General features: G+C 46.0%; 9 protein-coding genes, 1 tRNA gene and 3 pseudogenes. 2 read left to right on the forward strand and 11 right to left on the reverse strand.

The window, feature by feature from the left end:
• Positions 1-18 precede the first annotated feature (18 nt).
• Positions 19-669: a ribonuclease T gene (rnt, locus tag UA76_RS08980; protein WP_047045112.1), complete on the reverse strand. Its 651-nt coding sequence runs from the start codon at positions 667-669 to the stop codon at positions 19-21.
• A gap of 195 nt (positions 670-864) precedes the next feature.
• On the opposite strand from rnt, the gene motY reads away from it, so the two are divergent.
• Complete coding sequence (gene motY, locus UA76_RS08985; RefSeq protein ID WP_047045195.1) at positions 865-1,746, forward strand: flagellar protein MotY; 882 nt, start codon at positions 865-867, stop codon at positions 1,744-1,746.
• Here the strand turns inward: motY and UA76_RS08990 are convergent.
• From UA76_RS08990 to UA76_RS09030, 10 genes and pseudogenes are all read right to left on the reverse strand, one after another.
• Positions 1,743-2,180, reverse strand: a complete 438-nt coding sequence (locus tag UA76_RS08990; protein WP_047045114.1) for a DUF2753 family protein — start codon at positions 2,178-2,180, stop codon at positions 1,743-1,745. The two genes, motY and UA76_RS08990, sit on opposite strands and share 4 nt — an antisense overlap.
• 170 nt (positions 2,181-2,350) lie before the next feature.
• Positions 2,351-2,766: pseudogene (gloA, locus tag UA76_RS08995) on the reverse strand (lactoylglutathione lyase).
• A 62-nt stretch (positions 2,767-2,828) separates the two neighbouring features.
• Positions 2,829-3,464, reverse strand: a complete 636-nt coding sequence (gene nth, locus UA76_RS09000; RefSeq protein ID WP_047045117.1) for an endonuclease III — start codon at positions 3,462-3,464, stop codon at positions 2,829-2,831.
• 318 nt (positions 3,465-3,782) lie between these two features.
• Entirely contained in the window at positions 3,783-4,475 is a 693-nt protein-coding gene (locus UA76_RS09005; protein WP_047045120.1) for an electron transport complex subunit E, read from the reverse strand.
• Positions 4,472-5,104: an electron transport complex subunit RsxG gene (gene rsxG / locus UA76_RS09010; RefSeq protein ID WP_047045121.1), complete on the reverse strand. Its 633-nt coding sequence runs from the start codon at positions 5,102-5,104 to the stop codon at positions 4,472-4,474. The genes UA76_RS09005 and rsxG overlap by 4 nt, the downstream gene beginning before the upstream one ends.
• Positions 5,105-5,110: 6 nt before the next feature.
• A pseudogene (rsxD, locus tag UA76_RS09015) lies at positions 5,111-6,154 on the reverse strand (electron transport complex subunit RsxD).
• Entirely contained in the window at positions 6,154-8,736 is a 2,583-nt protein-coding gene (rsxC, locus tag UA76_RS09020; protein ID WP_047045125.1) for an electron transport complex subunit RsxC, read from the reverse strand. Before rsxC ends, rsxD begins: the two are co-directional and overlap by 1 nt.
• Positions 8,737-8,742: 6 nt before the next feature.
• Positions 8,743-9,331: pseudogene (gene rsxB, locus UA76_RS22965) on the reverse strand (electron transport complex subunit RsxB).
• Positions 9,331-9,912, reverse strand: a complete 582-nt coding sequence (rsxA, locus tag UA76_RS09025) for an electron transport complex subunit RsxA (protein ID WP_047045127.1) — start codon at positions 9,910-9,912, stop codon at positions 9,331-9,333. The pseudogene rsxB and the gene rsxA overlap by 1 nt, the downstream one beginning before the upstream one ends.
• Before the next feature lie 425 nt (positions 9,913-10,337).
• Positions 10,338-10,413 (reverse strand) — tRNA-Asn (locus UA76_RS09030).
• Between the two features lie 545 nt (positions 10,414-10,958).
• Here UA76_RS09030 and uvrB point away from each other — a divergent pair.
• Positions 10,959-12,989 (forward strand): excinuclease ABC subunit UvrB, encoded by a 2,031-nt coding sequence (gene uvrB, locus UA76_RS09035; protein ID WP_047045130.1) that lies wholly within the window; start codon positions 10,959-10,961, stop codon positions 12,987-12,989.
• Positions 12,990-13,153: the final 164 nt, after the last annotated feature.

The raw sequence follows: 13,153 nt of genomic DNA on the forward strand, positions 1-13,153 counted from the left end.
TTGTCTTTAATTGTAATTTTATTGTTCGTCAGAATCGGTGACTGGCCAGCCGCCGAGCGCTTTCCATTTGTTCACGATACCGCAAAACAGATCGGCTGTTTTTTGAGTATCGTAGAGCGCTGAGTGCGCTTCTTTGTTATCGAACTCCATTCCTGCTGTTTTACAAGCTTTGGCCAATACGGTTTGGCCATAAGCCAGACCGCTTAATGCTGCTGTATCAAAGGTAGCGAATGGATGAAATGGAACACGCTTAAGCTTGCAGCGCTCGCTTGCTTGCATAACGAAGTTATGATCAAACGTTGCGTTGTGGGCAACCATAATGGCCCGGCTGCAGTCTGCCGCTTTCTGTTCCTTACGAATGAGTTTGTATATCTCTTTAAGCGCGTAATCTTCCGTAACGGCGCCACGCAATGGGCTAAATGGGTCTTTAATGCCATTAAAGTCCAGCGCTGCTTGCTCTATATTTGCACCTTCAAAAGGCTCTATATGAAAATGAATCGTGCTAGCGGGATGCAGGTTGCCTTCTTCATCCATGGCAAGTGTGACTGCACAGATTTCTAGAAGCGCGTCAGTTTCGGCATTGAAACCAGCTGTTTCCACGTCAACAACTACAGGGAAGTAGCCACGGAACCTTTTTTTCAGCGTCAGTGCTTCGTTTATTTCACTCATGAGAATCCAATTTCATTCGACAGGGCGGGCATTATTGCAGATTATTAGGGGGATAAAAACTCAAAAAGCTTTATTCACTAGTTCAACAGTGGCTAGAATTTTGCATTATTCAGAGCAGAGTGACAAAAGAGGCAATAAACCGCCTCACAATAAGCAGTTCCTTAGAAGTAGTATTGAAACGAGATGACACAAGCAATGAACAAGTTTGCCGCTATTATATTATCCTTATTAGGCTTTGCCGCTTCGCCACTGGCGGAGGCAATGGATAAGCGATACGTAGCAACGCCTAACCAATCACAGTGGCAGATGGTGGCCAACACGCCGCTAGAGTGTCGACTCGTTCATCCAATCCCTCATTATGGTGATGCTGAGTTCTCATCTCGAGCCAGCAAAAAAATTAATCTCGACTTTGAACTTAAGATGCGCAGGCCAATGGGCGAGACGCGTAATGTAAGTTTAGTTTCTATGCCTCCAGCTTGGCGACCAGGCGATGGAGCAGAAAGAATTACCACAATGAAGTTCTTTCAACAGTTTGATGGTTATGTGGGTGGCCAAACTGCGTGGGGCATCTTAGGTGAGTTAGAAAAGGGTCGTTACCCAACGTTCAGCTATCAAGATTGGCAGAGCCGAGATCAGCGAATCGAAGTTGCGCTTTCTTCGGTGCTGTTTCGGCAAAAGTACTCAGTATTTAGCGACTGTATCAGCAATCTATTGCCGTACAGTTTCGAAGATATCTCTTTTACGATCCTGCATTACGACAGAACTAGCGTGCAGTTAAATAAAGCGTCGCAAAAGCGTTTACAGCAGATAGCGGAATACATTCGACATAACCAAGATATCGACCTGGTATTAGTTTCAACGTATACGGACTCGACAGACAGCAGAAGCGCTAGCCAAAACCTCTCGGAACAGCGTGCGGAAGTGCTGCGTGACTATTTTGAATCGTTGGGGTTACCGGAAGATCGCATACAAGTGCAGGGGTATGGTAAGCGTCGCCCAATCGATGATAACTCTTCACCGATTGGCAAGGACAAAAACCGTCGAGTTGTTATCTCGCTTGGACGGACTCAAGTTTAATTCAATTTAAACTTATGGATGAGCTGGCAGTGGCTGGCAACTTCGATATCTTGAATTTGCTTGGCGATTTTAGGGTTTGGATGGCGCTTAATAAACTCAATAAGCGCTTTCTGACAGCAACCTAAGGAGTCCACAAATGCATCACAATGTGTATTCGGACATTGAGGTACTAATGTCAGTACTTTTTCAGACGCAAGTTCGAGATACTTGAGTTCATACTTTACATCACCAACGGTGCGCCAGAAGCTTGCGAGGTTATGGCAGGAAATAACCGAGATTAGTAACCGATCTTCTGCGTCAATATCCTCGTTAGATACTAAGCCGTCCGCAACGGTTAAAGCTTGTTGATAATGCAGGATGCTACGAAGGTGATCATCTTGTTGCATTGCAATATCAGCCTGTAACGTATGTTTTTCCCACTCTGAAACGCTCATATCAGCCCTCCTTGATAATATCAGGTTAATCTAAATGATAATTACTATCATGTAAAGTGACTTATCGATAGATCGAAGATAGAGATTTGAGGGTGGTAGAAAAAGAAAACGCATAGCGATGGGCTATGCGTTATAAATATAGAGAACTTCTGTGACTAAATAGTCTATTGTTAGCCTTCTAAGCCAGCAGAAGCTTGTTTGTTTTGGATTAACTCAATCATGTAGCCATCAGGATCTTTTACAAATGCGATATGAGTAGTACCGCCTTTGACTGGACCAGGTTCGCGAGTAACATTACCTCCAGAAGCCTTGATCGCATCACACGTGCTGTAGATATCTTCCACGCCAATAGCGACATGGCCGAATGCACTACCTAGATCGTATTCTGATGTTCCCCAGTTATAGGTCAGCTCGATAACCGCTCCTCGCTTTCATCGCCATAGCCAACAAACGCCAAAGTGTATTCGTACTCTTTGTTTTCGTTTGTTCTCAACAGAGTCATTCCCATGATCTTGGTGTAAAACTCAATCGACTTATCTAAATCGCCAACTCTTAGCATTGTGTGAAGAATTCGACCCGTTGTCATTGCATGCTCCTTATGTATATTAATTTTTAACACATTATACGATTCTTTAAATACAGGGTTACTCAAACTTCCGTTTTCTCTTTAAATTCGCACAAATCTTCAATTAAACAGCTACCACAACGAGGCTTACGGGCAACACAGGTGTAGCGGCCATGCAAGATTAGCCAGTGATGCACATCAAGCTTAAACTCTCGTGGTACGACTTTGAGCAGTTTTTCCTCTACATCATCAACGGTTTTGCCCATCGCGAACTTTGTTCGATTAGAAACGCGGTAAATATGCGTATCAACGGCAATCGTAGGCCAACCAAATGCGGTATTCAGAACCACATTGGCGGTTTTTCTTCCTACACCTGGTAGCGCTTCTAGTGCAGCTCGATCTTCTGGGACTTCACCGTTATGCTTTTCTAACAAGATCTGACAGGTCTTGATGGTGTTTTTGGCTTTGGAGTTAAACAGACCAATTGTCTTGATGTACTCAGTTAAGCCTTCAACGCCAAGATTTAGGATATCTTGCGGAGTATTCGCAACTGGGTAAAGCTTATCAGTAGCTTTATTAACACTTACGTCGGTTGCTTGGGCCGACAGCAAAACTGCAATTAGAAGCTCAAACGGTGTACTCCAGTTGAGCTCGGTTTGTGGGTTGGGATTGTCGTCCCTGAGACGCTTTAGTATCTCTATTCGCTTCGTATTGTTCATCCAGCTGTACTTTATTGTTATTTGTTTTTAGGGCGTGTTGATCTTTCATGGTTAAATTTTGTTCGAGATAAAATCGTTTTAGGCGCGGCGAAGACTATGCAGCTAGTCATTCTAAGCAAATGGTCTTCAACAAAGCATGAAACGATTTTAGCCGAACCCTTTGGGCAGCCTTTGTGGTTCATTTCTACTGCGTTATCGGCTTCTCATGTAGTCTAGCTACACATCAAAGCCTCTGTCTTGTACAAATTTCCCACAAAGTGCTGCAAAAATCAGCTTGAAAGGTCAACACGCCCTAGTTATGTATGTATGATTGTGCGTTTAGGTATTCGTGACTCGAGCTCTTTCAATCGTTGGCTTTTCGGCTTTAGGGGCACGTTTAGCGATTTGGTCGTCAATCGCGTTTTTAATCGCGATAAGCAAACCAACACCAATGAAAGCGCCAGGTGGCAATAGAGCTAATAAAAAGCTGTTATCAAACTGGAATAGTTCGATTCGCAGCACAGTTGCCCAGTCGCCTAGAAGTAGGTCTGCACCATCAAACAAAGTACCGTTACCTAATATCTCGCGCATGGCGCCAAGTAGAACGAGCACAGCACCCATTCCCATACCCATCCAGAAGCCATCTTGCGCAGCGGCAAGTGGTGCGTTTTTAGAAGCAAACGCCTCAGCGCGGCCAATGATGATGCAGTTGGTTACGATAAGAGGAATGAAGATACCGAGTGAGAGATACAACCCGTAAGCATAAGCGTTCATCAACAGCTGAACACAGGTCACAAGCGCTGCAATGATCATCACGAAGATCGGGATACGCACCTCTTTAGGTACATAGCTTCGAATAAGAGATACGGTCACGTTGGAGCCGACAAGGACCAACAATGTAGCGATGCCCAGGCCTAGTGCGTTCGTTACGCTAGACGAAACTGCCAATAGGGGACAAAGCCCAAGTAGTTGAACTAGAGCAGGGTTGTTGTCCCACAATCCGTTCTTGATTAACTTTTTATGTTCGCTCATTGGTTGCCTCCGCAGTTCAGTGGCTGAGACCAAATGGTGTCTCTATTATCCTCGACAAACATGACCGCATTTTTTACCGCTTTTACGACCGCTCTTGGGGTAATGGTTGCACCCGTAAATTGATCAAACTGGCCGCCATCTTTTCTAACAGCCCAGCTATCTTGATTATCTTCAGTGACAGTTTTACCAGTAAAAGAGGTGATCCAGTTGGATACACGAAGGTCGATCTTGTCACCTAGCCCAGGAGTTTCTTGATGGGCAAGGATGCGTGTACCCGTTACGACACCTTGGTTGTCCATACCAACAATCAGTTTGATTCTGCCATTGTAACCATCAGGCGCGATAGCTTCGATGGCAAGGCCGTTTGGCTCACCATTTAAAGTCGCCAAATAAACGGGCATGTTTTCGTTTGTGCCAAGCATGGGATCTGAAACGAGAGTACATGCTTGATAGAGCTCATTGTCGTGTTGATCTGGCGCAATGACTTGGTTGAGAACACTGAGTAGTTGAGCTTGCTCCTGCTGGTGGATTTTGTCTTGCGTCAGGTAGTGCGTCACCGCGACAACACCTGTGGAGGCACAAGCAAAAATCGCAAGCGTAAGACCGTTTTTCTTAATTGCCTTTAGCATATTACTCTAGTGTCCGTAAGTTCTTGGTTTTGTGTAGTAGTCGATCAGTGGTACACACATGTTAGCCAGCAGTACAGCGAATGCGACACCATCAGGGAAGCCGCCCCAACTGCGAATAATGAAGACCATGGCGCCAATGAATGCGCCGTAGATCAATCGCCCTTTCACTGTCGTCGAAGCTGATACAGGATCGGTTGCGATAAAGAACGCGCCGATCATGGTTGCGCCAGACAACAAGTGTAATAGTGGCGTGCCCGTAGTACCAGGTGCCAGCAACATGCTCAGTGTGCTCGCTACTGCCAGACCTGCTAATAAGCCTACAGGAATGTGCCAGTTGATAATGCGCAATTTCAACAGCGCTAGTCCGCCAGCTAGGTAGGCAAGGTTTACCCACTCCCAACCAACGCCAGCAATACCGCCAAATTGGGCTGTCTCATTGCTTCACTGGTTGTTTGGCCGGTTGTTAGCGCTGTTTTGAACGCATCTAACGGTGTAGCCATGGTCACCCCATCTATCCCAGTGCGAATTTGAATAAGTGATAAACCATCGGTGTTGAATCCACCAAAGATCAGCGAAAACGCATCCACGAATGTGATTGGATCTCTAGACAGGACCGCAGGCTCAATCCAACTGGTCATTTGCACCGGGAACGAGATGAGTAACACTACGTAAGCCACCATTGCGGGATTAAATAGGTTTTGTCCTAATCCACCATAGAGGTGTTTGGCAATAACAATGGCAAAAAAGATACCAATGAACAAAATCCACCAAGGGCGAGTGGGGGATGGCAACGGCAAGTAACCAAGCGGTGACGATTGCACTATTGTCACGAAGCGCTGAAAACGGATGACGTTTGCGAGCCAACATCACTAAGCCTTCGAATATCACCGCAAGGGTGATAGCGAACACAAGCTGGATGATTGTTCCCCAACCAAAAAAGTAGGTCTGAGCAATAAGGCCAGGAAGGGCACAAATCGCGACCCATTTCATTAGGTCTGGCGTGCTCTTTCGATTATGCGCATGGGGCGAGCTGGCAATAAAAAATGACACTACTCTTTCTCCTCAGAGTTATTCTGCAGATTCGCTTGTTCTGCTTTTCGAGCCTTAGCCCTTGCAATGGCGGCCGCTACCGCCGCTTTTTTCGGGTCGACCGCCTCTTCGTCTGAAGATTCATGCGTCTCTTCAGAAGGTTGCTCGTTTTCAGCCTCTTGCTGAGCTTTTTTGGCTTTAGCACGAGCAATCGCAGCAGCAACGGCTGCTTTCTTCGGGTCAACCGCTTCTTCGTTTGAAGACTCAGAAGTCTCTTCGGAAGGTGGAACATCACCTATTTCTTTCTGTGTCTTCTTTGCTTTAGCGCGTGCAATCGCAGCCGCTATGGCCGCTTTCTTCGGATCGATCGTTTCTTCGTCTGAAGATTCAGAAGTCTCTTCAACGGGTTGAGCATCTGTTTCTTGCTGTGCCTTCTTTGCTTTAGCACGCGCAATCGCAGCAGCAACGGCTGCTTTCTTCAGATCGTTCGCTTCTTTGTCTGAAGGTTTAGAAGTCTCTTCCGAAGGTTGAGCATCGTCTGTTTCTTGTTGCGCCTTCTTTGCTTTAGCGCGAGCAATCGCAGCCGCTATGGCCGCTTTCTTTGGATCGATCGATTCTTCGTCTGAAGATTCAGAAGTCTCTTCAGCAGGTAGAGTGTTATCTGTATCTTGCTGCGCCTTCTTGGCTTTCGCACGAGCAATCGCAGCAGCTATGGCCGCTTTCTTAGGATCAACCGCTTCTTCGTTTGAAGATTTATCACCAGTGTTTTGAGTATCAGTACCTTGGGACTGTTCGGCCTTCTTCGCTTTAGCGCGCGCAATGGCTGCAGCTACCGCCGATTTCTTGTCTATAGAACCTGAATCGTTAGCTTCAGCAGATTCGTTGGATTGCGCTTGTTCTTGCTTGGCTTTACGCTCACGAGCTTGACGTTTGCGCTCTTCGCGTAGTTTCGCCATTTCGCTGTTGTCTGGCTCTGTACTGCCAGACTCCATCGCAGCTTGCTGTTTCGCTTTTGCTTTGGCAATGGCCGCAGCAACAGCTGGCTTGACGGTTGGTTTTTTGGTCTTCTCTTTTTGAGCTTTAACGCGAGCAATCGCTGCAGCAATAGCATCATCGCCACCGCTAGACTCTTTCATCGTTTTACGACGATTGTCGGCTGCTTTCTTGAAGCGATTTTCACGTTCGGCTTTGTCACGCTCCATTCGAGCGTTCTTTTCTTCAAAGCGCTGTTTTGCGCGCTCGGCAGCAAGCGCTTCGTCTTTACGTGTGCGGATCTCAGCTTTGGCTTGACGATAGTAATGCACCAGTGGGATTTCACTTGGGCAAACATACGCACAGGCACCGCACTCAATACAATCTTTTAGGTTGAGCTCTTCGCACTTATCGTAGTCTTCTGCTTTCGCATACCATTGGAGTTGTTGCGGCAATAAAGAAGCAGGGCAGGCGTCGGCACACTGACTACAGCGAATACACTCCATCTCATAGCGAGACGAGGAAATCTCTTTGCGTGTAGGAGCCAGAATGCAGTTGGATGTTTTGGTAATCGGCACATTCCCATGAGGGAGTGTGAACCCCATCATAGGACCGCCCATGATTAGACGCTCTAATTTGCGGTCAGCTTTGTAACCAAATTCATTGAGTAACGCCTCAACGGAAGTACCAATTCGAGCCCAGACATTTTTAGGCTTCGAGAACGTGTTACCGGTTAAAGTAACCACGCGATCAATGACGGGTTCACCATCGCAAATCGCTCGTTTAATGGCATAAAGCGAGCCCACGTTCTGCACTAAAATTCCGATGTCAGCAGGAATGCCGTCGTTAGGCGCTTCTTTGTTGGTCAGAATTTTTATCAGCTGCTTTTCACCGCCCGATGGGTATTTGGTCGGAATAACTCGGATGACCAGATCTTTGTCTTCGGCAGCATGCTGTAGAGCTTTGATCGCTTCTGGCTTGTTGTCTTCTATACCAATGATGGTCAGTTTTGGCTTTAAGATGTGCTCGACAATTTCAATGCCGATAATGATTTCTTGAGCGTGTTCTTGCATCAAGCGGTCATCGGCTGTGATGTAAGGTTCGCACTCAGCGGCATTGATAATGAGTATCTCAGTGCGCGCTAGGCCTGACTGGATCTTTTTTGCCGTCGGGAAGCCAGCGCCACCCATACCTGAGATTCCCGCGAGCCGGATCTGCTCAATTAACTCATCGCCAGACAGTTGGGTGTAATCTTCGCAAATAGTTCGTTCACACCAAGTATCTTCTCCATCAGGTTTGATGACGATAGATAGCTCTTTTAAACCAGATGGATGAGCGGTTGTTCTTGGCTCAATGGCTGTAATGGTACCCGAAGTCGACGCATGAATAGGCAACATGAAACTGGTGTTGTAGCGCGTAAGAGGTTGGCCTTTGAGAACCTTATCTCCAACCGCAACAATCAGATCGCCCGCTTTACCAATGTGTTGTTTAAGCGGTAACACGATTTCAGTGGGTACAGACGCAGACACAATCGGATTTTGGTTCGATTGCGTTTTGTTTTCGGCAGGATGAATACCCCCAGGAAAGTCCCACAGGGTGCCTTGTTTGATTTGTTCAATTAACGACAACATACCACTTTAACTCGCTTTGCCCTGCACATCAGTGCTAGGCGATTCGGTAACATTAACAACAGGAATAGAGTTCAGCTGCCACTTCCAAGTGTCGGTCGTTGTCTCTACTGGGATCATTTCAATACAGTCTGTTGGGCAAGGAGCAACACAGAGGTCACAGCCCGTACATTCATCCTTGATTACGGTGTGAAGTGCTTTTGTTCCACCTACGATGGCATCAACGGGACACGCCTGAATACATTTGGTGCATCCTATACACATGTCTTCGTGAATGTAGCGACGGTTTTGACGTTATCCGACAGGTCATGAGCGGAGTCTTGGACTTCAACGCCCATTAAGTCCGCTAACTTTTCAATCGTAGCTTGCCCGCCGGGAGGACATTTGTTGATGTTGTCCCCATTGGCGATCGCTTCTGCGTAAGGTCTACAGCCAGGATAGCCACATTGACCACATTGAGTTTGTGGCAAAATACTGTCTATCTGGTCGACGATCGGATCGGCTTCAACTTTGAATCGGATCGAGCGAAGCCAAGCAGCGCACCAAACAGTGCGGCTAACGCGACAACGGCCAATACAGCAATCAGGATGGTACTCATTATAGTTTCACCAGACCCGTAAAGCCCATGAAGGCAAGCGACATCAAACCTGCAGTGATCATGGCAATCGACGCACCTTTGAATGGAGCGGGTACGTCGGCTGCTGCAATACGCTCACGCATAGAAGCAAATAGAATCAGAACTAGCGAGAAGCCGGCCGCAGCACCAAATCCATAAACGATAGATTCGACAAAGTTGTGGCTCTCTTGAATGTTCAGCAGAGCAACACCTAGAACCGCACAGTTCGTCGTGATCAGAGGCAAGAAAATACCGAGCAGGCGATATAGGGTCGGGCTAGTTTTGTGCACGACCATTTCCGTGAACTGCACCACTACGGCGATCACGAGAATAAAGCTCATTGTTCTCAGGTATTCAATGCCAAGTGGCGCAAGAATGTAGGTTTCTACAAGATAGGCGCTCACTGAAGCAAGGGTCAAGACGAATGTTGTCGCCAGCCCCATTCCAATGGCCGTTTCGAGTTTTTTCGACACGCCCATAAATGGGCATAAGCCCAAGAACTTTACCAGTACAAAGTTGTTGACGAGCACAGTGCCGACCAACAACAAAAGATATTCGGTCATAGTAGTTTTAGTTTAAAAATCCGATCCCTTTATTATCCTGTTTTGGTGGGTTAATAACAACCAAGGAAAGATAAGGTTTTACATGTATGAATAAAAAGTATACGTAATATCAACGGATTCGTATCACTAACAAGGCTATTTGGGCCAGAACGTCTTGTCAGATCATTCAAAGGTCGATAGAAAGGCTCTTTTTTACTCAGATGAGATCGAGGGTTTTAAGGTTCTTCAGAAGGCTTGGAGCGGCAGTTTTGTACTGAAAAGCAGTTTAGAAACGAAAAAGCCGCGTCTTTCGACACGGCTTTTTCTAAACTTGGCTGTCCTGCGGACTCGAACGCGGGCGGCTAGCTCTGTGACATTGGCTTGGAACAAGCCAGTCGCTTAAAAGTAAAAAAGCTCAACCTTTCGATTGAGCTTTTTTAGAAATTTGGCTCCCCCTGCGGGACTCGAACCTGCGACATACGGATTAACAGTCCGCCGTTCTACCAACTGAACTAAGGGGGAATTGCTTTAAGCGCTGCGAATCTTAGCGATAGTGCATAATCATGTCAATAATTAAAACAGCGAAAAAACGAAATAAAAAGCGTAAAAAAAATCTTTACTTTTTTGTATCCCTTACAGTTAAAGGGCTTTCTTTACTTATCCACCAAAATTGTGGATAAGTGTGTGAATGACTCCTGATTAACTATTTTTGATCTTCTGATACTGTGAATAACAATCGATTGCTCTAAATAAGGGATTACTGATAAAGCGCTGTCGCAAAAGGGGTTTGATACGTTTTTACTGGTGTTGTTGATAGATTGGTAATGATAAGTGAGAGATATGGATCGAAAAAGATCTTGTTATTTTGGGGAAAAGCTGTGAATGATTTTTAGGGAGTTTTCAAGGAAGAAGATCATTCAGGGCGAAAGATATTAACAGACTTAAATGCAGTAATCTAGCGGCAGAATCAACATGTCATAAAATTAGTCGGATATTCTGATTTATTTATTGCGGGTGTATGGATATACAGTCACAATAAACAGATCGAAAGCAGAGGGTAGGATAATATGAGTAAAGTATTCGAATTGGTTTCAGATTATAAACCATCCGGCGATCAGCCCACGGCGATCAAAACGCTTTTGGATGGGATTGATTCTGGCCTCGCTCATCAAACCCTACTTGGTGTAACGGGATCGGGTAAAACATTTACGCTGGCAAACGTGATTGCTCAGGCGCAAAGGCCCGCTATTTTACTTGCACCAAACAAAACCTTAGCAGCCCAGTTGTACGGCGAGATGAAGGCTTTCTTTCCGAATAATGCGGTTGAGTATTTTGTTTCTTACTACGACTACTATCAGCCAGAAGCCTACGTTCCTACCACTGACACTTTTATTGAAAAAGACTCTTCGGTGAATGCCCACATCGAACAGATGCGCCTATCGGCAACCAAAGCGTTGCTTGAGCGTAAAGACGCCATCATTGTTGCATCTGTCTCCGCTATATACGGCCTTGGCGATCCGGAATCCTATCTAAAAATGATGCTCCACGTGCGTCGTGGTGATGTGCTAGATCAGCGCGATATTTTACGCCGATTAGCCGAACTGCAGTACAGTCGCAATGACGTGGCTTTCGAGCGAGGGCAGTTTAGAGTTCGTGGTGAAGTGATTGATATATTCCCTGCAGAATCAGACCAAGATGCAGTGCGTATCGAGATGTTTGATGATGAGGTTGACTGCATTAGTGTATTCGATCCTTTGACTGGTGTGGTTAAACAACGCGATTTGCCTCGTTATACGATTTACCCGAAAACGCACTATGTGACGCCAAGAGATCGCATGTTGGATGCGATTGAAAACATCAAAGATGAGTTGAGAATCCGACAGGATTATCTACGCGATAACAATAAGTTGCTAGAAGAACAACGAATCTCTCAACGTACTCAGTTCGATATTGAAATGATGAACGAACTTGGCTTTTGTTCGGGTATCGAAAACTACTCTCGTTACTTAAGTGGACGCCAAGAGGGTGAGCCGCCACCAACCCTATTTGATTACCTTCCTCATGATGGCTTATTAGTCATTGATGAGTCCCACGTAACCGTTCCACAAATCGGTGCCATGTATAAGGGCGACCGTTCGCGTAAAGAAACCTTGGTTGAGTTCGGTTTTAGATTGCCATCTGCGCTTGATAACAGACCGCTCAAGTTTGAAGAGTTCGAATCTCTGGCGCCACAAACCATATTTGTGTCCGCGACTCCAGGTAACTACGAACTAGAAAAATGCTATGGCGATATTGCTGATCAAGTTGTTCGACCTACGGGATTATTGGATCCAGAACTGGAGGTGAGGCCAGTCGCGACTCAGGTTGATGACCTGTTGTCAGAAATTCGTATTCGAGCGCAAAAAGATGAACGTGTGCTTGTTACCACGTTAACCAAGCGTATGGCTGAAGATCTTACTGAATACCTTACTGAGCACGATGTGAAAGTTCGTTACCTTCACTCCGACATTGATACGGTTGAGCGAGTCGAGATCATTCGTGACTTACGTTTGGGTGAGTTTGATGTGCTGGTGGGGATCAACTTACTGCGAGAAGGTTTGGACATGCCGGAAGTGTCTCTGGTTGCTATTTTGGATGCAGACAAAGAGGGCTTCTTACGCTCGGAACGCTCATTAATCCAGACCATTGGTCGTGCTGCACGTAACATTAGTGGTAAAGCGATTCTTTATGCTGACTCCATTACCAAGTCGATGAAGAAAGCGATGGATGAGACCAATCGTCGCCGAGAGAAACAGCAGGCCTACAACGAAGAGCGTGGCATTACGCCGCAAGCGCTTAAGCGTAATGTGAAAGACATTATGGAATTGGGCGATATCACTAAGGCTAAGAGCCAACGTGTGAGCAAACAAGTCCCGTTGTCGAAAGTGGCGGAGCCTTCGCAAACTTACTCTTCTTTCTCGCCGCAGCAGCTCGAGAAAGAGATCGCTAAGCTAGAAGCTCAGATGTATAAGCATGCTCAAGACCTTGAGTTTGAGTTGGCGGCTGAGAAGCGCGATGAGATCGAAAAACTACGAGCGCAGTTTATCGCTAACAGTTAGTCAATAGATCTCAGAGAACAGCTAGAAACGCAGATGGCTTCGGGATACGTTATTGAATGTATCGCGATGACTGCGAATGAGCGAGGAATTCAGAATAAAAAAAAGCCAACAGAATTTCTCTATTGGCTGTAATTTGTGAATACTAAGTTCACTAACAACGTCAG

Source organism: Vibrio mexicanus (genome assembly GCF_001012815.1).
Lineage (GTDB): Bacteria > Pseudomonadota > Gammaproteobacteria > Enterobacterales > Vibrionaceae > Vibrio > Vibrio mexicanus.